The following is a 20,963-nucleotide window of genomic DNA, read 5'->3' on the forward strand; positions in this document are numbered from 1 at the left end:
AGAAAGGAGAACGGTTTAATGAATGACTATTTCGATGTGTTTTTTCATCAACAAGCAATCCCATTCACTGTAGGGACCGTTCTCTATCAAAAAGACAATACTGAAGAAATCGTTGATGCATGTGAGGCACTCTATGAACAATCAACAGGAGACTTTCTGACTTTTCGAGAGCACGATGAACTTTCTCGGAAAGTGATAACGTCACCGATCAAAAAGCATGTGGAGATTCAATTTTTTCAAGCGCAGTTAAATTGGGATGTTCTGTTGGAAGAATTAGAAGAACTTTTCCCACAGTTTGTTTGGACGAAGCTAGTTGAAGAGGTCGAGGGTGTTTTTAGTACATATTTTTGTGAATTGATTCCTATCTCTTTTACTTCAGAAGATGAACCAATTCAATTTACAGTTTCAGCTAGCCTAGAACAGATGGGTTACTCAAAGGGTGAATCTGTCAGCAACATTCTAGAAAAAAAATTTCTTTCTATCTTTAAGGAAGAGGAAGAGCTTCCTTTATCTGGTGAGACACTTAGTTTTCCAGTTGAAGTATCTATAGAAGAAACTGTGGAAGAAATACCAGATAATGAGCAACTATTCGTAGATGAGGCAGAAGAGGAACATCTGGAAGTAGATTTAGATGTTGAAGCAACCGCTCTTGCTCGGACAGAAGAAAGTGAAGTTCTTTTTTTGAAAGAAAGCTTAAAACGAGAAAAAGCGTCAAAGGAACGCGTGCGGGTAGCAAAAGAAAAATTGGAATACGAGCTGCTCGCCATAGAAAATAGCTTACTCGTTAGCGGATTAAAACGATTTAAAAAACATCAAAAGTCTACGATTGATGAAGAGGACTGGTATAAGTTTGTCCGCATTGATTTGATTCACTATGATGACCTTTATAAAAAAGCAAAATTTATTGAACAATCTTGGCGTTTGAATCGCCAATTAGTAACGATTACTGAAAAAATGACAGTGACAAAAGATCAATGGGTCTATGAACGAGCGCGTATTGAGCAAATCAAAAACAGTGTTTCGGAAATGGATTTACAATCAATGATGGAACAATGTCATTTGATTAATGAGCGAGTCAAAATTCGCCCTGGGTTCTTATTTTTCAAACCTAGAGTAAAATTATATCAAATCGATTATGAGCAATTAGAGAAAATTAGTGCGTTCTTTGATATTATTCAAACTGAAAATCGATTATTAGAATCGGTGATCGAACAAAAAGACTATAATAATAAATAAAAGAAAAAGCAGAAGTGGCTGAGTAATCAGACCGGTTTCTGCTTTTTTTTGTGTTAAAAATCTGAAAAACAGCTCTCAGTCACATCACTAAAATGACTAAAAATGATATTTTTGCGAGAGAAAATGACTGAAATGCTCTGTAACAATTCCAGAATCTTGTAACATTCCGACTAATAATGAACTAAAATAAACATTATTTCAGAAAAGTTCATGTTTTTTTTCAACTTTAAAATTAAATAAAAATCCAGAGCGAACAAGTGTTTCGCCGTTGTTATTTTACAAGCCGTTACGCAATAAAAACACTCGTAACGAATTGTCACGGTATCTTCACCTATGAAATATTTTTAGATGTTAAAGTATGCAAAGTCGATAAACAAACGACAAAAATATTTTTTTACAAAGGAGAAACAACATGAAATCACTTAAAACGATTTTATTAGCAACAACTTTGACTGCAGGATTTGGCATTTTTATGGGAACGACTGACGCGCACGCTGATAGCTTATATACAGTAAAATCTGGAGATACATTATCTACTATCTCTCATCAATTCAGCGGAGATAATAGTATGATCGATTTAATTGCTAAAGATAATAATATTTCTAATATAAATATGATCTTTGAAGGAGAACAACTAACGATCAGAACTGCGGATGAAGTGGCCCAAGCTCCAGTTCAACAAGAATCTGCTCAACAAGCAACCCAAGCAGCTGTACAAGAAACACCAGTAGCAGCAGCACCAGTTGCACAAGAAGCAGCACCAACTACGTCATCTGCCAAAGAATGGATTGCTCAAAAAGAATCTAGCGGTTCTTATGGTGCTACAAATGGTAAATATATTGGTAGATATCAATTAGACGCTTCATACCTAAATGGAGATTATTCAGAAGCAAATCAAGAACGTGTGGCAGATAGCTATGTGGCAGGACGCTATGGTTCATGGGAAGCAGCCCAAGCTTTTTGGATGGCCAATGGTTGGTATTAAACAAAAATAATAGTGAACTGTTCATAAAATAAAAAAGAAGTAGCTCTTCAAAGGAGCTACTTCTTTTTTTGATGGGTATGCTAATGCGCGACTTTATATCAGAAAGGAGTATAATTTAATTAAACGAATAAGATACATGAACAGTTAAAGAACAATAGAAAGCAATTTTGTCAATAAGGTGTTTGAAAAAGGTCTGAAAAACTACAATCCGAACGGTCTTATGATTTAGAGTTAGCTGGAAAGTAAATTGCAAGGAGAAAGGAAAAGTTAAATGGAAAAACAAACGTTACTGAATAGTGTCTTTCGATTAATTCGGTTTGCTTTTATCGTCTTTTTTGGTTATTTAGTTTATAAGTCATTATTTTCAGAAATTTTAACACGAAAAATCCATATCTTTCTGTATATTTTTTTATGGCTGTTTAGTTCGTATATAGCATTACCTTTTATCAATAAGCTGATGACTGGGCGGTATTTGCCAGATTATTTTATTGGTCGCTCTAGAACAAATGATGGGGCTTCTAGGAGATCCAATCAATCTAGCTTTTATAGGCTCTAAAGAGGAATTAGAACAACTTTTCATAAATGCCGGCTGGACGAAAGCAGAGCCGCTGTCATTGCATTCTAGTTTCCAGATGATCATTGCCAGTGTTTTTTCGAAGTCGTATCCTAGCGCTCCAGTTAGTTCTCTATTTTTATTTAATAAGAAACAGGATTTAGCTTTTGAACAGGAAATCAAAAATAATCCAAGGAGAAGGCATCATGTTCGTTTTTGGGAAACACCAGATAATTGGTATTTACCAGGAGGAAGAAAAGCAGACTGGTTGGGTGCTGCAACATATGATAAAAAAGTTGGTTTTTCTGTTTTTACAGGTCAAATCACTCATAAAATCAATTCAGATATTGATCACGAACGTGATTTTGTTTTAGAGACGTTTACAGAATCCAATCAACCTGTTTCTATTGAAGTTGTGAAACACTTTACAACAAGTTATCATGGGCGAAATGGTGGTGGCGATGAAATTTTTACGGATGGTAACTTACCTTTTATTAAAATAGAAAAAGTGGAAGAGGTTACTTCTGTTTCCACCGTTTATTCGTAGTTAGTTTGTGAAACAAAAGTGCTTTTTACTTTTGTCCCACACACTTCCACTTTTTTAGATAGTTCAGCTTTTTAGATTAAGTAAGTACGTTTCACAATGCACCTTGGTAAAAGAAATAACACCAGATAATAAGAATAAACTAATGAGAGTGCCTTCTCGCACAAAAATTGGCAAACTATAGATCGAGGAAAGGATTAACGAAGCAGCAACCGAAAACAAATCGATTCCATATCTAAATTTTGTAAAGGAATAACCTGTCAAATCTGATAATACAATACAAACACTTTCAATTGGAAAGGGCAAGATACCGATAGAAATGACCATTCCCGTGGCAAACCCCGCTATACAGGTGCCTAATACAAAGATCACCATTTTAAAGAAATAATTCTCTAAGTTTATCGGAGCTAATAGTGTATAGGAAAAAAAGTTTATAATGCTACCAAGACATAGTATTGAAAAGAACATCAGCAAGTATTTCAAAAATTGTTTTTGTTTTGATAATAAAATAAACAGTAATAAAAAGAAAACATTCATTAAAAAAGTGATAGTTCCCACTTTGATATTGCTGGTAGAAGCAATCGCCACATTTAATGAATTAAAACTACTGACGCCAATATCTGCTTTTAGCGTTAAACTAATGCCAATCCCACTAAGTGCATAAAAGAAAAGTGAAGCTAAAATTTTTTTCATAAGAACCTCCTAATGTAAAAGCAAATAAGCATGCTCATTTTTAAAACGAATGAGAGCCATCTACCTTTTAGTAGTAATTTAACCGAAAGTCAATCATAATAATAGGAGATATCTCATGTTTTAAGGAGGCAAAATGAAAACGTATAGCTTAAATCAACTAGTAAAATTAACTGAAAAGGAACCTTTAAAGCTTCCAGACTATTTTTCTAAACATGTGTTGGAACAAGCCATGCTTTACGTTTATGATAAAAAAGAATATATTATTCGTTTTGATAAACAAGTAGATCACTTATTTCTTTTAATTGAGGGGAAGGCCAAAATCTACAAAATCCATGAAAATGGTCGACGCTCTCTGATTCAATTTTTAAGTAGAGGGGATTTTATTGGCGAGCTTTCTTTGTTAGAAGTTGAAGAACAAGTTAAAGATGTGCAAGCAATTGATCGATGCATTTGTCTAGCTCTTCCTTATCATAAAGTGAAGCAAGAATTGTTGAATGATAATCATTTTTTGAGAATGATGGGTAAATACTTAGGTGAAAAAGTCTTATTAAGAGTTGAACATTTTTCAAATAACCAAAACTATGAGTTGAAACATCGTTTAGCTGCATATATGTTACAAACCGAAGTTGAAGGGGTCTATGCTGAGAAACAAACAGAGACAGCTGAGTTTCTAGGTGTTAGTTATCGGCATTTAATGCATACCCTAACAGAATTTCAAAAATTAGGTTTTATTATAAAACAAGGGAAAAGTTATCGAGTGAATCGTGATGAATTAATAGTACTTGCCACTGGCTTGATTGAAGGATAAAAAGCTGAGAAATCGAACCACATTAGCTTCAATGTTCATCCAAAAGTCTGAGAGAAACTAATACTTTTGAATGAGTAAGAAAATACAATAAAATGGTAAGCTTATAAAGAAAACAGCGTTATCATTTTGTTAGTTATGGAGTAAAAAATGTGGGGAGAAGAAAAAATGAAAAAGGATCAACGGAACATTGTATACTTGATATTAGGTCAAATGATCTCGGTATTTGGAGGAGCGATTTTACGGTTTGCCTTATCACTTTTTGTGTTAGACCAAACAGGAAGAGCGGATATTTTTGCGACTGTTTTAGCAGTTTCTAGTATACCTGTCTTATTTGCGCCGATTGGAGGGGCGATTGCGGATCGGTTTGATCGCCGAATGTTGATGGTGTTGATGGACATCTCCAATGCTATTTTAGCTATTTTATTATTTTTTGTATTAGGGATGAACCAATCGGTTTTTCTGATTGGCATTCTATTATTTATCTTGTCGATTGTTGGAAGCTTTGATACACCAGTTGTTACAGCGAGTATTCCTCTATTAGTAGATGAGAGTGAATTGGAAAAGGTCAACGGCATGGTTAATGGTGTTCTTTCAATGTCCAATGTTGTAGCGCCGATTATTGGTGGAATTCTATATAGTTTGTTAGGGGCTCAAGTACTTGTTATCAGTAGCACTCTCTTCTTCATTTTGGCAGCGATAATCGAATCGTTCATTCACATTCCATTTGAAAAAAGAGCATTAGAAAAAGGCGTGTTAAAAACATTAACATCAGATCTAATAGAAGGCTTCAAAGAAGTTCGTAGAAACCAAGTGATTTTGAAGTCCATCCTGATTGCGGCCTTAGTCAATTTTATTTTGGCATCATTTTTTATTGTGGGTACACCAGTAATTTTAAGGGTAGTCTTACAAGCAAACGACTCAATGTATGGTTTAGGGATGTCTATAGTCAGTTTGTCTACAATTTTAGGTGCTGTTTTTGCGAGCTATTTTACTAAAAAATTACGATTGAATAATCTGTATCTCACCTTTACATTATCTGGATTGCTGTTATTTGCAATGAATATAGGCTTAACATTTGCAGGAACTTCTGCAGGAAATAGGGTGGGGTTCACTTTATTTGTTATAACAGGTGCTCCTATAGGTATGCTGATGAGTATCATATCCATCTACTTGATTTCGATGGTTCAACGAGTGACGCCAAAAGAAAACCTGGGAAAAATAATGGCTACCATCGTAGCATGCGCACAATGTGCGGTTCCGTTAGGGCAAGTAATGATCGGGATGATATTTAAACAGACAAGTACGAATATTTTTTTACCATTATCTGTTGTTGCAAGTGTAGTTCTGTTGATTTCAGTCTTATGTTATTATCTGTTCAAAAAGACAACAGAAGCAGATATTTATAGGATTAAAGAATAAAATTTGATTAGAAAATCAAATAATTTTTTTCAACTAAAGAAGAAGTTCGCTATTCAAGTGAAAGCGAGCTTCTTCTTTATTTATAGAATAAATGTCTAGATTTTTCGTTTGTTTTTTTTTGTTTATCAAAAAAGTATAATATTTAAACTTTTTTTGATAATAAAAAGGAGCTGTTTTTTTATACTATTTATTGAAAGGAGAAGTGTGAAAAAAATCCTGTTCTAAGTAAGAACAGGAAATAGAGTTAACGGAAAAAAGAAAATGTGGATATATTTTTATTTTTATCTCTTTTAAAAGGTTAAGTGATTTGGATAATATTGTCAATTGCATATTTTAAAGATGAGAATACTGAGAATTATGTCAATAGTATATCTTTTTTTTATCTTTTGTAAGTATAGCTTACTTTTATTCCAAGGAGATATCAATTTTTTCATTGATTTCTAAATATTTTGAGAAAAACCCATTTTTTTATAGCCGTCAAATTCGCCGTCAATTATTTTTGTGAAAGGGAGATTACTTTGGGTAGAAAAGGAGAAAACATTTATAAACGAAAAGATGGTCGTTGGGAGGGGCGATATGTTAAGGGCAGGAAAACCAATAAAGGGATTCACTATGGCTATGTTTATGGTCAAACGTATAAGGAGGTAAAGGAAAAACTAACAATAAAAAAAGCAACAATGCTTTCTGTACAAGAAAAATCAGAACAATTTTATGGAACGCTCAATAATTGGTTGGATTATTGGCTTGAAACGGTAATTAGTACAAAAGTAAAACCAGGAACATTTGATAGTTACAAAAGCAAAATTGACTGTCATATTCGCCCGACAATTGGAGATCAGGGATTAAGTGAACTAACGACTAAACATTTAACAGATTTTATTGAAATTACAAAGAAAAAGATTTCTACCAATTCACTTCATTCGGTTTTTAGGGTACTAAAAACATCATTAAAATATGCAGAGAAGCTTCATTTTATTAGAAGTTCAGTATACGAAAACGTGGAGCTACCAAAAATAAGAAAGCCAAAAATAACGAATATCTCGCAATTTGAGCACAAACTGTTAATAAAAGAAGCAAAAAAATCAGCCGATGGCCTAGCGGCACTGATTTCATTAGAAACAGGTATGCGGATTGGGGAGATAGCAGGTTTGAAGTGGGAAGATATTGACTTTGACAATAAAGTACTGTCCGTTAAACGAACTCTTCAAAGAGTAAAAACTTACTCAGAAAGTGGTTATAAAACACAAGTCATTGAAGAAAAGCCAAAATCTGAGACTTCAGAACGGATCATTCCACTGTCTTCCGATTTATTGGAGCAATTAGTAAAGAAAAAAAACATAAGCCGAAGTACTTATGTTGTTTCAAAAAATCAAGGTTTTACTGAGCCAAGAACTATTCGTTATCAGTTTAAGCGACTGTTACGAACTTTTAAATTAGTCGACTGTTCTTTCCATGCGTTGAGACATTCTTTTGCTACTCGTTGTTTGGAAAAAGGGATAAATATCGCTGTAATCAGCTCATTGTTAGGACATGCTTCAACGAAAATGACACTTGATATTTATACAAATTCAAACTTAACAGAAGAACGAATCGCAGTAGAAGCTGTAGCTGCTATCTAACAGGAAAACCTATATTCGCCGTCATGTTCGCCGTCAACTTAAAATTAAAAAGTTGATATAAAGAGGTTTATGGCATACATTCCTGTTCTTACTTAGAACGAGAAAATTTTGTCAGAATTGTAAAAAATAGTAATTATAGTTAATTTTACTCCAGATCATAAAATAATGATAATTATTGAACTGTAAAACACTATTTTTATTTAGAAATGGAAAAGAATTGTATGAAAACGATGTGATTATAAGAAACATAATAAGGAGGAACTAAATGTTTAACATAGCTCTAGTAAACAATGTTGAAAGTAGCAAATTAGAATACATAACAGCTTTGAAAGAAAAAAAGTGTTCGATTCATCAAATTGATCCAACTGAAATTCGTGAAAGGATACCAAAAATGGATGCTGTGATTGTCATAGAATCTGCTGTAGAAAACATTGGATTAACCTGTGAATTTATTATCAAAGTAAGGGATTTAACGGAAGGTTTTGTTTGGGTTTTATCTAGTGAATCCTCAAAAGTAAACCGAATTGTTCATCTACAATTGGGCGCAGATGGCACATTTGATAATCGAATAGACTCAGATGAATTTTGTTTATATGTCATGAATACTCTTGAACGAAGATTAGGGAAAAAGGGTCAAAAAAATAGTTATTCACAAATAGAGTCGCCAAAAAAAGAACAACAAATTCAAAATATTCGCTTAGTTCCGGCAAATTTCTCTGTAAACATTGAAGGAAAAGGGGAAGTCGGACTAACAAAACTAGAGTTTAAGGCATTGGAAACGTTGATTCGCAATAAAGGCGAAGCGATTTCCTATGAAGAACTTTATAAAAGTGTATGGGGGAAAGAGAAAGGCGATAAAAAATATCGAGTAGCCAATCTCATCTTTCATTTAAGAAAGAAATTGGAAGACGATTCTTTTAAGCCAAAATATATCCGAACAGTTCGTTCTAGAGGATATATGTTGTCTAAGTGATAAAAATTAAAAAAAGTTTTTCATTTTTTTATCATAAGTAAATTAAGTTTGTTTTTGATAGAAAATTGAAATAAATATGTCTTATAAAGACATGGGAATTTTTTAAGAAGGGAGGAAAATAAGTGGGAAATAGAAAAGGTAGTATAGGCATGTACTTGTCTTTGCTGTTTATCTTGATTGCTACTGGAATAACGTTAAGTAGAATTTCATCAATTAAAGCTTCTGAGGAAGAGAAAAAATTTAGCATAGAAGTTGGGGATGTAACTGAAGAAACGTTTTATAAAATTCCAATCAAGCTTACTTTACCTGCTTCAAAAAATGGCGAAGTTGTTTTGCATTCTGAAGGAATCCATTTGTTAGATAGTGAAATATTGGAAGATATCAGTTCCAAATATCCAGAGGAGAAAGTGAAAATCACGCTTGATGAAAAGGATAACGCAACGATTTTTAGTTATAAGAAAGATACTTCCGATCTAGTTTTAGAATTCAATGTTTCTTTGTTAGAAGAGGCTGAGTCGCTGAAACTAACATTACTATCAGCTAATAACGTCTTAGCGGAAATTGAAAAAAATTACGCAGAGTTGAAGAAAAAGGTAAAAGCTAATGAAAAGAAATTGGCTGATATTCCATCAATTGGAGATAGATCATTGATTAGATCAGTCGCGTCTAACCCAGTCAATGTTAACAATTGGAGCAGTTTTGTCCAAGCAATGCATAATCCTAATTACGATGAAATTAATCTAACTGCTGATTTAACTGCTAATTCAAGTTTTGGAACGGCGATGACTCGATCGGTAGTCATTAACGGAAATGGACACACTATTAATATTGGTAATACGAATTCTTATCCGATTGAGCTAGGGACTGTAGCAGATGAACAGACAATCAGTCTTGTTAATATAAATTTAACAGGAACAAATAATAGCATTCGACAAGCATTTGTTAAAACTGCAGCTAATGGAGGTGCTAATTGGAACATTATTTTTGAAAATATAAATCTTCCAGAAGGAAATCGTACATCCTTAGCATATGCTCCCAATGCGTTAGTTAAAATTACTGGGACTTCCTCATTTTACAATACTGGTGCAGCTTTACGTAGAGAGTTTATCATTGCGCATAAATTGTACATTACTGATAGAGCGAAGTTAAGTGGCTCATTTAAGTCTGATTTTTATAATTCGGCACTAGCTAATTCAGAAGTAATAATTGATAAAGCATCACAAATACAATTTTCATCATCAGCAAGATTCTTTTCTTTGTCTGGCGCAAATAGTGAGATTAAAGTATATGGTGATACTTCAATGGCAACACGTACAGGTAATACTAATTTACAGTTAGAATCAACATCAACTGAAACAGCTGATAGTGGTGGATTATTCAATTTCAATACGGGACGGTACGGTCCCCCAGTTCATTTCAGTGTGAGTGACTATGCTACTGTAACAGCCCACTCACAATCACCAAGTAATTCAACACCAGTTGTAATGATTGAGGCAACAAATACTCAGTTCAATGTTGCTAACAATAGTTATATGGAAATGATATCTAATGGTCAATCAACAACACATGGAGCGACAATGCGATTTAGGTATTCTGGTAATTCTTCGTTTAATCTATCGGGCAACTCGACTATGAAAATTACTAAAACGCAAGGAAGTCAAGCGGCGATCCGAATGAACGGTGGTGGCAATGCGGTCAATGTATCATCAGGTTCTAAATTCTTTGTAGCAGCACATGGATCTGGACGACCAAGTAATCCAAGTGCTACTGGAGGAACCGACGCTTCAGCGTTTCAGAATAATCAGGCAATTGTTTTTCTAAATGAATTGGCAACCTCGCCAGCTGATTCTTTTACGTTAAGTGGTAAGAACTCTGTTGTAAAATTGGATGCCAAACTAGGTCCAGCAATTGATGCAGCGAGAGATGTAGATGTAGTTGTTGGTAAAGATTCGTTCTTTGAAACAATTGGAAATACTGGTGGGAGAGCAATATTTTATTCTGGTTCTGGAAAAGTTAATTTCCAGATGAATGAACCTATGTTTTATGATTTCCGTAATAATGCGGAAACTACTGGGGGAGATTTACTTTCAGCTAATTCAAGCAATTCTATGTTTGAATCCATCAATTCAGATGTTTCTTTTTGGAAGAAAGGGAGTAATTTAAACGGGTCCCCTTATTATGACCGTTCATTGGTAACTTATAAATTATTAGGTACAAATTTAGGATTGAGTGTTTCGCCAGACAATGATTTTACCATGAAGTTTGGAAATATGGGTTCTTCAATAAACCAGTATTCTCGCATAGCTGCAAATAATTCATCACCGATTGTAGATGACTTACGAATTCCTACCAATAGCGATAAGTTTATTTATGGTCATATCTCTGTGGCAGAAGGTTTTGATGATAATGGTAATCGTATTATTCGGGATTCTTGGGATAATGAAGCACAAGTCAAAGTGAAATTGGAATTTCCGAATGGAACGTCGAAAATTATTCAAGGAACGACTTATGAAGGTCCTTCTACAATTTATGAGTCAACCAATCAAAAGGGTTATTTTAAGATTCCTTTAGATGACTTTATTCCAGCTGGGACAAAGGTAAGCATTGAAGAAGCATGGCGTGGTCCTGCTAATGCAACAGAACAACATAAGCATACTTCAGGAGCCGAGGATATTAAAGTGCCTGTCGTTGAAACTATTGATGTTACTCCGCCAACTCAAGCTGTTGTTTCAACGGAGATAAACAATGCAACAAAACAATTATCAGGAACCAGTGATGAAAACGGCAGTAAAGTTTTTATTAAAGTTAATGGTCAATGGTTAAAAGGTTCTAATGGGCAAGCAGTTACTACGGTAGTCAGCAATGAGAAATGGACACTTAATTTGCCTAAGTATGTAACCAAATCTGATAAAGTAGATGTTTATTTAAAAGATACAACATCAATCAGTCCATTACCGGCATATGTTCTGCCAGATACGTATACCCAAGAACCAGATGACGTATTTGGAAATATGAATGTTGATGTAGATAAGTATGGTACTTATTCAGGGTATCATGATGCTATCAAAAATGGAGCCAAAGATGATCGTTTTCATCAAGCAAAACGTTTAATTGTCAAGGACGTTCTCCCAGATCAACCAACTTTAGTGAAAACAGCTATTTCAAGTGGAGGGGAAACAACTTCAGTTGGTGACACAGTAACCTACACATTAAAAGCAAGCAATCCAAAAGCTGATTCTCAAGATTGGAAAAATGTCCGACTCGTTGATCAACTTGCGGAAGGATTAGAATTTGACCCATCGAATCATGGCATTACGATCAATGGTGAACCGATCCAAGACTCCAAATTTGAGTATGAGGAATCAACACGTACGTTGACAATCCTTGCTGGTGATATAGCTGCTAAGAAAAATATAACAGCAACATTTAATGTAAAAATCGGTCGTGGAGTGGTTGGAGAGAAAATCAAAAATAAAGCGTCGGCTTTAGGAGATTCACCTCAAGAAACACCATTCGTTCCTGGTCCAACCAATCCTAATTCAGGACATGTCCCCATCTCAGTTGATTCTCAGGAGGTTCCTTTACCGGGAGATATCATTCATGGCATTATCGAGTTATCTTCTTTTCCGACTGAAATTGATTTTGGAAAACAAAGAGCAACAGGGAATACAACGCGTGTTGAAACGCCAGAATATTCTGAAGAGTTGATTGTGTCAGATAACAGAGGAACACTGAAAGAATGGATACTTACAGTAAAAGTAGACACACCTATGACATCGCAATTAAAGGAAAATGTTAAATTACCGCGCGCGATTCGTTTTAGCAAAAATGGAGATGAAAGAGTTCTAGATGGTAACGCATATGAAATCTTTACTCATAAAAATGACAAACAGGGTGATGTCAATATTACTGAGACTTGGAAAAAAAATGGTCAAGGGTTCAAATTAGAAGTACCACCAAACCAAATCGGTTCTTTGGGTGTGTATAAAGCGATTCTCGTTTGGGAGCTAGCGGATGCACCACTACCGACACCATAATGGAGGGAAAATAAGATGGAAAGAAAAAAAGTAATTTATTTGATTATGACCGTAGTTTTATTTTCCTTACTAGGAGTAGGTAGATCTATACAAGGCTATGCAGACGAAGGAGGAGCGGTAAATACGGATGGTGAAATTTCTTTTTTTGAAGAAGAACCCATCAAAGATTCTAGTAAACCGCCATCTGATAGTGATTCTACATCATCTGTTATCGAAAAGCCAAAAGGCAGATATCCTTCTACGGGTGAATTAGTGATAAAAAGTTTGGGAATCAGTGGGATGGCTTTAATACTGATTGTAGGAATTTTATTTCTTTGGAAGCGTAAAAAGGAGAATGAAAGGAAGGCGAGAGAACATGAATAAAAAAGTCCTCACCTTATCAACTTTAGTTCTTCTGTCTTTTGGTAGTGGTTTTCTGATGTCTAAGACAAGTTACGCTGAAAGTAGCGCATATTTAGCCAACGGTACTGTTGAGTTTGATGGTGAATACAAACAAGTTGTTGTAGATCCTGAAAATCCTGATCAGACTGTCGACCCAGGAACCAGTCCGAAGACGGATGGCAACCTTAGAATTGATTTTGTTCCTCAGCTTCACTTTGGGAGTAACAAGATTTCAACAGAAGATAAAATCTATCCTGTAAATGGACAATTATTTCATGGAGATACTGAAGCTAGAGGAAATTTTATTCAAGTCTCGGATTTTCGTCCCAACGCGGCAGGTTGGACTCTTCAAGTTCGACAAGAAACACAATTTAAAAATAACGACACACTATTCAATGAATTAGATGGAGCGATGCTATCTTTTGATAAATCATGGGTAAATACTACTGGTGATTTAAATAAAGCGCCAGAAGTCTCCAAAGAAATCATCCGGATTGATAATATTGGTGAAACCTATCAGTTAGCAAAAGCGAATAACGATCATGGTAAAGGGACTTGGAGTATTATTTTTGGGGCATCAGATAGCAACCCCAGTGGTAAAAAAAGTACATTGAAACCCAAAGTGGACAGTCAAGGCAATCCTGTTTTAGATCCAAATTTTGAAAATAAGCAGATTGTTGAAAATAGTGCTGTCACTTTATCTATACCAGGAGTAACTAAAATCGATCCGGTATCTTACAAAACGGTGTTAACTTGGATATTAGCCGAGTTGCCATAAATAAAACACAAAAACTAGGAGGAAACACAAATGAAATTAACACACAAATTATGCGGCGCTGCATTATTAGCAGTTGTCGGAGTAGCAGTGGCAATGCCAAATGCAACAAAAGCGGACAATGGAACAGCAACACAATACAATGGACAAGGAAATGTTGAATTTGAAGATGATACAGATGCCTCTTCTGACAAACCACATATTCCAGGTGATTCAAGTGAATTAGATTTAGAGCCTAATCCAGATAAAGGTCCTTTAAAGATTTTAGGAGCTAGCCCACTACAATTCGATAAAAGTAAAATTATTGAGCAAGGTGCAGCAGATGAAATGAGAGATATTCCTGTACAGAAATATCAGGATCCTTCAGGAGTTATTACTGAAAACTTTGTTGAATTCAAGGACAAACGTTCAGATACATTAGATCACTCATATACAGTAACAGCTAAGCTACAAAAGCAATTTACTCATGAAGTAAATACTGAAGGTATTTTGAAAGGTGCTGAAATTCACTATAAAACAGCACGTATTCATTCAGCATCTGCTGACGATGCATATAAGCCAGTTGGGTTAGAAACAGCCTTTGAATTAGCACCAGCAGAAGATGGAAAAGAGCCAGGTGCAGCGGTACCTGTTCTTAAAAATAGTGATTCTACAAAAGGAACTGGATACTGGGATATTTCTTTCGGAGACAAAAAGATTGAAGCCGATGCTGAAGGTAGCGCGGAACAAGCAGTTACTTTGAAAGTACCAAAAAACTTGAGTTTACTAAAAGGAAAATATTCTGCAACAATTTTATGGGAAATCACAGCTGGTGTAAATCCTTAATAAGATAGAGACAACTTATTTGAGTTGAAGTAAAACAAGATTGAAATAAGTTCACTGATTCTAAAATCAGTGCACTTATTTCTAATTTTAGAGAGGAAAGTTTATGAATAAGAAAAAAACGCACTTTTTTAAATTTGTTTTATACATAAGTTTATTACTAATTCCAAGCACTAGTGCATTTGCTACTGAAAAAACAAAAGGAACGGATCAAGAAGCAAAGGGAGGGTTTAGTTTTGAAACAGTCAAATCAGAAAAACAAGTCAGTGATGCGAATTATTTTGATTTAAAGCTTAGCCCAGGAGAAAAACATAAAGTACAAATTAAACTTAACAATGCTGAAGAAAAGCCAATCGATATTTTGATAAGCCTAAATGGTGCTAAAACAAACAGCAATGGTGTCATAGAATATGGTCCAACAACGATTGAAGATGACGCATCCTTAAAATACAAATTTACAGATATTGTCAAAGGACCAGAAGAAGTAACGATACCAGCAAAATCTTCGATAGATGTTGATTATGAGATTACAATGCCAGCAACCGAATTTGATGGACAGATTGTTGGTGGATTTCAGATTCAGGTGAAACCAAATGAAGAGGAAGAAAAAAAAGCTGATGGCGCAGTAATCAATCGTTATGCTTATGTAGTTGCGATGGTGTTAAAAGAAAATGACACAGAAGTTATGCCCAATTTAAAGCTTAATAAAGTGTATCCAGAGTTGCGTAATTTCCGAAATTCTATTTTTATTAATTATTCTAATGAAAATCCTGCATTTCTTGAAGAAATGACACTTGAAACTCAAATCACTAAAAAAGGCTCAAAAGAAGTTCTTTATGATTCTAAACAAGCAGGAATGCGGATGGCTCCTAATACAATGATTAATTATGCTGTTTCAATGAATGGTGAAAAAATGATTCCTGGTGACTATCAAGCGCATATTAAGGTAACTGCTAGGGGAGACAAAAAATGGGAATGGCTAGAAGATTTTAAAATAACAGACGAAGATGCAGATAAATTCAATGATCAAGACGTTAGTTTGTTACAAGAGGCCAGCTTTGATTGGAAACTAATTGCAATGTGTGTTGGTGGAGTAGTAACACTGGGACTGATTGTTTTCTTTGCAATTCAGGCATTCAATAAGAAAAGTGGTAAAGGAAAAAGAAAGAACTCTTCAAAAGCGAATAAAAAAAAGTAACAGAGGTAAGGAGGAACCGATAAATGAGTGTTTTAGACTGGCTGTTCATTGGGTTATTGTCAATTGCTAGCCTCTGTTTAGTTTTTGTATTAGTGTTCATCCTGTTATCTGTTTCCACGAAGCAAAGAATGACTGAATTAAGGAAGAAAAAGAAGTTACGTAACGAAAAGAAACAAAAAAGACGTAAAAAAGAAATTATTTTTCTGAAGCGAAAAAGTAAGTCGCAGTTAGTAACAGCTGTAGTAATGTTTTTTTGTGGCGCTCTGTTTATGGCAGGTTCATTTTATTCAAGACATTACCAGCAAACGCATTTAAGCCAAAGGGATTCTGAAGCAATTGTACAAGGTTATTATTTAATCAATAACATAGAAGAACAACTTCAAGCTGCATCAACAAGTGAAAATAAAGCAAAAATATCAAAAAATATCATAGAACTAGCGGGACGACTTACTAGCTATGGTGCTCGAATGGCTGATGTTCGATTATCGGTAGAAGGTCAAAGTACACTAACTAGAATGTATCAGCTGATGAAAGAGTTAGGGGTTAATTTAAACAACCAACCAAAGGAATTTCTTGATAATGAGCAGAGATTAGAGGAATTTACAAATGATATAAAAAAAGCAAAGACACAACAAAAAAAAGTATTTAGCTATTTTAAAGTAAATGAAGACGCCTTGAAAAAGAGGAAATAAGGATACCAGAGAGAGGTTATGGACAAAGGAGGGGTCCTATTATGAGTCTAATCAAGGGAAAAAAGAGTAGCAATAGAACAAAGAAAAAAAAGAAGCAGCTAACGAAAAAAAAAATCTCCCCTCCAAGATCTCAGAAACCTCAACCAGAAGCAAAAAAAAGATCCAAACGAAGTAAGGTGCCGCAGACTCATTTAAAACCACCTAAAAAAAAGAATACTCAAAAAAAGAAAAAGCTGAAAAGAAAAAAAATAAAGAAAAAGCGACTTAGACGATTACTAATAGAGATAGCTTTAACTATTTTTGTAACGAGTGGAATCTTGTATCTCGTTTCTGTACCAACGTTTACAATTGCCAAATTTGAAGGTTACTCGATGGATCCAACAGTCAATGAAGGGGATACAGTTTACGTGAATAAACTAGCCCAAATCAGACGTTACAGACTTGTCTATTTTAATGTTCCGAACAATAAAGAGAAATCTGTTAGAAGAGTTATTGGCTTGCCTGGAGAAGAGGTCTTTTATAAAAATGATAAATTGTTTGTGAATAATAATGAAAAAATAGAAACGTATTTAGCAAAATCATTATATGATGCTAAACAAACTGGAATAGTTTTAACAGATGACTTTAATGTTAGGCATTTGACGGGACAGTCTACAATTCCAAAGGGTAAATACTTAGTCCTTGGAGATAACCGAAAATATTCTTCTGATAGCCGGTATTATGGATTGATTGACGAAAAAGATATCATCGGAGTTGTTCAAATGAGATTAATGCCTTTCCATAAAATGATGAGGTATTAAATAGAGAAAGTTTTGAGAGAGAGTATGAATGAAGAATATTCATTAGGGAAAAGAAATTTAAAGTATAAACAAGCAGTAAAAAAAGTCAAAAGGAATAGAAATGGATTAGTTCATAAACCCAATCGTAAAAGAAGCGAACGAGAAGCTGAAAAACAATTAAAAAAAGTAAAAAGGGTATTCAAGATAGTCTCAAATGGGTTCTTTTTTCTTTTTGCTGTTTTTTGCTTGCTGTTTTTGATTAAAATGAAAGCACATATGGTTGAGGGGCAATCGATGAATCCAACGCTGAATCATCATGACTACATATTAGTGAGTAAAAAAAAGAAACCCGAAAGATATGATATCATCACTTTTGCACCGCAAGGAAAACCGAAAGAATCTTATGTAAAACGTGTGATTGGTTTACCGGGAGATACGATTTGGACAGATAGAGGGTTTCTTTTTATTAATCATCAAATCTCTGATGAAACCACAATTCCATATAATGGGAATCAAATAGGTGCTGTAGATTTACCAGATGGAACAGTGAAAATCAATTTAGCAAAAGAAGCATATGATGAAATGAGGTCACTACAAATTATTCCAGAAGGAAACTATTTTGTTTTAGGTGATAATCGCAATCATTCTAATGATAGTCGTCAGTTTGGCTTGGTTTCTTCTGATCAAATTGAAGGAGTGATGGTTCTCCGTTATTTTCCATTAAATCAGTTTGGCGCAGTGAAATAGTAATACAAGTAGAAGGATACGCAAAAACGGTGTCCTTCTTTTTTAAAATTTTAAGATGAGGTTTAAAGAATGAAAAAAATATTGAACTATATACAGAAAAATGGGTTCTTTCTACTTAGTAGTTTTATCGTACCTATTATGATTATGGTAGTGGTTTATTATAGTGTAGGTGTTTATCCTGGTGGTCCAAAGAGTATTCTTGTAAGTGATGCCTTTTCACAGTATTCTAATTTTCATGCTAGCTTTAATAATGTTTTACATGGTAAACAGAATATTTTTTATTCTTGGTATGGTTCTTTAGGAATAAACTATTGGGCTTTGATTTCGTATTATTTAGGCGGAATATTTACACCTCTTGTTTATTTTTTTGATAATCAATCTATTCCAGAGTTTTTCTATTTTCTTACGTTATTAAAAATCGGCTCGATGGGTGTCTCTTTTTGGCTATACGCACAACAGACATTCACTCTTAAGGCTTGGCAGCAACTTATATTAAGTATTATGTATGCTCAAATGAGTTTTCTAGTTGCCCATGCAGAAATTGTTATGTGGATTGATGCTCTTATTTATTTACCATTAGTAGTGTTAGGGATCGATCGTATAATAGAGAAAAAGAAACCGATTGTTTTATTTGTTACCTACCTCTTATTATTTTTGTCGAATTTTTATATGAGTTTTATGATTGGTATTTTTACTGTTCTCTATTTTATTGCTCGCTTATATATAAACAAAAAAGAGTATCTAAACAATAGTGTAATGTATTTGATTACATCAGTGCTTTCAGGATTAGCTTCAATGATTATTATTTTACCTATGTTGTTGGATATAAGGAATAATGGTGAAGAACTAAGTAAAATCAAAACAATCAAAACGGCTTCAACAGGAGTTCTAGATATTATTGTAAAAAATATGATTGGTATATACGATTCCACCAAATATGGAACAATTCCTTTTATTTATATAGGATTATTTCCTTTGATTTTATGTTTGTTATATTTTATGTCCAAAAAAGTATCTATAAGAAATAAGATTGCGTATGGCTCACTATTTTTGATTTTGATTTTGAGTTTTTATTTTGAACCGCTGAATTTATTTTGGCATGGTTTTCATTCTCCGAATATGTTTTTATTCAGATTTAGTTTTTTATTTTCGTTTTTGCTATTAATGGTTGCAGGTTACAGTTGGGAAAAATTAGCCGAATCAGATTTTAATAGGATGGTCAATCTAATTATCGGGATGATCACATGCGTTATTTTAGTCAGTATCTTTGGCGAGAAATTACACTACACGTATATTTCTGTAGTCTCAATTATTGGAACGATCATTTTTCTGATTGTCTATCTACTTATGAATTATTTCTTCTTTAAGAAAAGAAAACAGAGTCATTTTATGGCGGTGCTGTTTGTTTTAATAGTGGTCCTTGAGGCGTCACTAAATTCAAAAGGAATTATTAATGGTATGTCATTAGAATGGCGTTACCCTAAAAGTGGTAGCTATGAAAAAGCGTATCGGCCGATTCGTACATTAGTTGATAAGGCGGATGAGCGAAATACTAATTTTTATCGGATGGAAAACCTTTCGCAATTGACGATCAATGATAGCTTTAATTATGGTTACGCAGGTGTTGGGATGTTCTCTTCAATTCGTAACAGGCATTCATCAGAATACTTGTCTGAATTAGGATTCTTTTCAGTAGGAACCAATTTATCTATTCGATATGAGAATAATACTTTGTTGATGGATTCCTTACTGGGGATAAAATATATCATCGATAAAACAGACCCAATGAAATATGGTTTTGAGAAAATTGCAACAGAAGGCGAATATTCTCTCTACGAAAACAAAGAAACACTACCTTTAGGCATTTATACAAATGAAGACATCTTCTTACCAAACGCTGTTCAAACTCAAATAGATTTATATAATCAATTATCTGGCATGAAGGATTCGTTTTTCTCTGTTGATGAAATAGCTCTTGTCGATTCTAAAAATGTAGAAATTTCTGAGTCGGGAAATGATGTGGAGTATAGAGCTTTAGATACAGAAGATCCAATCGAGCTTATTTGGGAAGTTGATGTTCCTGCAAAAACGCAGTCGTATATTTCTTTGTATCCTGTTCAATTTAACAAAAGTGTTGATGCAATGCTTCGACTTGATGTTGGGGAGAATTCTCATGTAACAGAATATCGAAAAAGCGGGCAATTTTTTAATATTGGTTATTATGAAAAGGCAACAAAAGTGAAGGTAAAGGCATTATTTTACTTATATCCACGCGATAACAGAAAAGATTTTGATTCAATTAGTTTTATTAAACCAGATGCTGCACATTTGGATATAACAAAATATCAAGCAACATTAGATAAAATTAAAGAAAAAGCGATAGATTTCAAAATGAAAGGTCGAAAAGCGATTGCTAAAATCGATACCAAAGAAGAGCAAGTCATCTTTACGACTATTCCTTATGATAAAGGCTGGAAAGCATACGTAGACGATAAGGAGGTAGAGATTCCAACCTTTAAAGATGCTTTTTTAGCAATTCCAGTTCCAAAAGGGAAACACACATTAGAATTGGTCTTTTTGCCGCAAGGCTTTTTAATAGGAGCTGTGTTATTTGTAAGTGGTATAAGCTTGTTTATTGGTTATGTAGTCTATCTGAATAGAAAGAGTCACTACTTTAAATCTTGATTTAGTTAGGAATGGTG

General features: G+C 34.2%; 17 protein-coding genes. 16 read left to right on the forward strand and 1 reads right to left on the reverse strand.

The features are described 5' to 3' along the window. Nucleotides 1-18 precede the first annotated feature (18 nt). The 3 genes from I580_RS14665 (at nt 19) to I580_RS14675 (ending at nt 3,321) form a co-directional block, all read left to right on the forward strand. Nucleotides 19-1,236: a hypothetical protein gene (locus tag I580_RS14665; protein ID WP_010770674.1), complete on the forward strand. Its 1,218-nt coding sequence runs from the start codon at nt 19-21 to the stop codon at nt 1,234-1,236. Between the two features lie 412 nt (nt 1,237-1,648). Continuing rightward, nucleotides 1,649-2,221 (forward strand): aggregation-promoting factor, encoded by a 573-nt coding sequence (apf, locus tag I580_RS14670; protein ID WP_010770675.1) that lies wholly within the window; start codon nt 1,649-1,651, stop codon nt 2,219-2,221. 506 nt (nt 2,222-2,727) lie between these two features. Further along, the gene (locus I580_RS14675; protein ID WP_010770677.1) at nt 2,728-3,321 is read left to right on the forward strand and encodes an LssY C-terminal domain-containing protein; all 594 of its coding nucleotides are present in this window, start codon (nt 2,728-2,730) and stop codon (nt 3,319-3,321) included. Nucleotides 3,322-3,384: 63 nt separating this feature from the next. On the opposite strand, the gene I580_RS14680 is transcribed toward I580_RS14675, so the two are convergent. Next, entirely contained in the window at nt 3,385-4,011 is a 627-nt protein-coding gene (locus I580_RS14680) for a YczE/YyaS/YitT family protein (protein ID WP_010770678.1), read from the reverse strand. A gap of 133 nt (nt 4,012-4,144) precedes the next feature. On the opposite strand from I580_RS14680, the gene yeiL reads away from it, so the two are divergent. From yeiL to I580_RS14745, 13 genes are all read left to right on the forward strand, one after another. Further along, nucleotides 4,145-4,819, forward strand: a complete 675-nt coding sequence (yeiL, locus tag I580_RS14685; RefSeq protein ID WP_010770679.1) for a transcriptional regulator YeiL — start codon at nt 4,145-4,147, stop codon at nt 4,817-4,819. 165 nt (nt 4,820-4,984) lie between these two features. After that, nucleotides 4,985-6,238, forward strand: coding sequence for an MFS transporter (locus I580_RS14690; protein WP_034860077.1), 1,254 nt, complete (start codon nt 4,985-4,987; stop codon nt 6,236-6,238). A gap of 518 nt (nt 6,239-6,756) precedes the next feature. Then, entirely contained in the window at nt 6,757-7,857 is a 1,101-nt protein-coding gene (locus tag I580_RS14695; protein WP_010770681.1) for a tyrosine-type recombinase/integrase, read from the forward strand. A gap of 265 nt (nt 7,858-8,122) precedes the next feature. Next, nucleotides 8,123-8,830, forward strand: coding sequence for a winged helix-turn-helix domain-containing protein (locus tag I580_RS14700; protein ID WP_010770682.1), 708 nt, complete (start codon nt 8,123-8,125; stop codon nt 8,828-8,830). Between the two features lie 122 nt (nt 8,831-8,952). Further along, entirely contained in the window at nt 8,953-12,867 is a 3,915-nt protein-coding gene (locus I580_RS14705) for an isopeptide-forming domain-containing fimbrial protein (RefSeq protein WP_010770683.1), read from the forward strand. 15 nt (nt 12,868-12,882) lie between these two features. Then, nucleotides 12,883-13,230: an LPXTG cell wall anchor domain-containing protein gene (locus tag I580_RS14710; RefSeq protein WP_010770684.1), complete on the forward strand. Its 348-nt coding sequence runs from the start codon at nt 12,883-12,885 to the stop codon at nt 13,228-13,230. Further along, entirely contained in the window at nt 13,223-14,026 is an 804-nt protein-coding gene (locus I580_RS14715) for a WxL domain-containing protein (protein WP_010770685.1), read from the forward strand. The genes I580_RS14710 and I580_RS14715 overlap by 8 nt, the downstream gene beginning before the upstream one ends. A gap of 30 nt (nt 14,027-14,056) precedes the next feature. Beyond that, nucleotides 14,057-14,848, forward strand: a complete 792-nt coding sequence (locus I580_RS14720; protein ID WP_010770686.1) for a WxL domain-containing protein — start codon at nt 14,057-14,059, stop codon at nt 14,846-14,848. 103 nt (nt 14,849-14,951) lie between these two features. Continuing rightward, nucleotides 14,952-16,043 carry a WxLIP family cell surface protein gene (locus I580_RS14725; RefSeq protein ID WP_010770687.1) on the forward strand — a complete coding sequence of 364 codons (1,092 nt, stop codon included), beginning with the start codon at nt 14,952-14,954 and terminating at the stop codon, nt 16,041-16,043. Between the two features lie 23 nt (nt 16,044-16,066). Further along, nucleotides 16,067-16,735, forward strand: a complete 669-nt coding sequence (locus I580_RS14730; RefSeq protein ID WP_010770688.1) for a hypothetical protein — start codon at nt 16,067-16,069, stop codon at nt 16,733-16,735. Nucleotides 16,736-16,776: 41 nt separating this feature from the next. Beyond that, complete coding sequence (gene lepB / locus I580_RS14735; RefSeq protein WP_010770689.1) at nt 16,777-17,535, forward strand: signal peptidase I; 759 nt, start codon at nt 16,777-16,779, stop codon at nt 17,533-17,535. Nucleotides 17,536-17,559: 24 nt separating this feature from the next. Continuing rightward, entirely contained in the window at nt 17,560-18,261 is a 702-nt protein-coding gene (gene lepB, locus I580_RS14740; protein WP_010770690.1) for a signal peptidase I, read from the forward strand. Nucleotides 18,262-18,330: 69 nt separating this feature from the next. After that, nucleotides 18,331-20,946, forward strand: a complete 2,616-nt coding sequence (locus I580_RS14745) for a YfhO family protein (RefSeq protein ID WP_010770691.1) — start codon at nt 18,331-18,333, stop codon at nt 20,944-20,946. The last annotated feature ends 17 nt before the right edge of the window (nt 20,947-20,963 follow it).

The sequence above is a fragment of the Enterococcus caccae ATCC BAA-1240 genome (assembly GCF_000407145.1).
GTDB classification, from domain to species: Bacteria; Bacillota; Bacilli; order Lactobacillales; family Enterococcaceae; genus Enterococcus_L; species Enterococcus_L caccae.

What these genes read in the sequence shown, in the direction of transcription:
- I580_RS14665 (WP_010770674.1), top strand. Translation starts at nt 19, where the DNA reads ATGAATGACTATTTCGATGTGTTTTTTCATCAACAAGCAATCCCATTC.
- apf (WP_010770675.1), top strand. Translation starts at nt 1,649, where the DNA reads ATGAAATCACTTAAAACGATTTTATTAGCAACAACTTTGACTGCAGGA.
- I580_RS14675 (WP_010770677.1), top strand. Translation starts at nt 2,728, where the DNA reads ATGATGGGGCTTCTAGGAGATCCAATCAATCTAGCTTTTATAGGCTCT.
- I580_RS14680 (WP_010770678.1), bottom strand. Translation starts at nt 4,011, where the DNA reads ATGAAAAAAATTTTAGCTTCACTTTTCTTTTATGCACTTAGTGGGATT.
- yeiL (WP_010770679.1), top strand. Translation starts at nt 4,145, where the DNA reads ATGAAAACGTATAGCTTAAATCAACTAGTAAAATTAACTGAAAAGGAA.
- I580_RS14690 (WP_034860077.1), top strand. Translation starts at nt 4,985, where the DNA reads ATGAAAAAGGATCAACGGAACATTGTATACTTGATATTAGGTCAAATG.
- I580_RS14700 (WP_010770682.1), top strand. Translation starts at nt 8,123, where the DNA reads ATGTTTAACATAGCTCTAGTAAACAATGTTGAAAGTAGCAAATTAGAA.
- I580_RS14710 (WP_010770684.1), top strand. Translation starts at nt 12,883, where the DNA reads ATGGAAAGAAAAAAAGTAATTTATTTGATTATGACCGTAGTTTTATTT.
- I580_RS14715 (WP_010770685.1), top strand. Translation starts at nt 13,223, where the DNA reads ATGAATAAAAAAGTCCTCACCTTATCAACTTTAGTTCTTCTGTCTTTT.
- I580_RS14720 (WP_010770686.1), top strand. Translation starts at nt 14,057, where the DNA reads ATGAAATTAACACACAAATTATGCGGCGCTGCATTATTAGCAGTTGTC.
- I580_RS14725 (WP_010770687.1), top strand. Translation starts at nt 14,952, where the DNA reads ATGAATAAGAAAAAAACGCACTTTTTTAAATTTGTTTTATACATAAGT.
- I580_RS14730 (WP_010770688.1), top strand. Translation starts at nt 16,067, where the DNA reads ATGAGTGTTTTAGACTGGCTGTTCATTGGGTTATTGTCAATTGCTAGC.
- lepB (WP_010770689.1), top strand. Translation starts at nt 16,777, where the DNA reads ATGAGTCTAATCAAGGGAAAAAAGAGTAGCAATAGAACAAAGAAAAAA.
- lepB (WP_010770690.1), top strand. Translation starts at nt 17,560, where the DNA reads ATGAATGAAGAATATTCATTAGGGAAAAGAAATTTAAAGTATAAACAA.
- I580_RS14745 (WP_010770691.1), top strand. Translation starts at nt 18,331, where the DNA reads ATGAAAAAAATATTGAACTATATACAGAAAAATGGGTTCTTTCTACTT.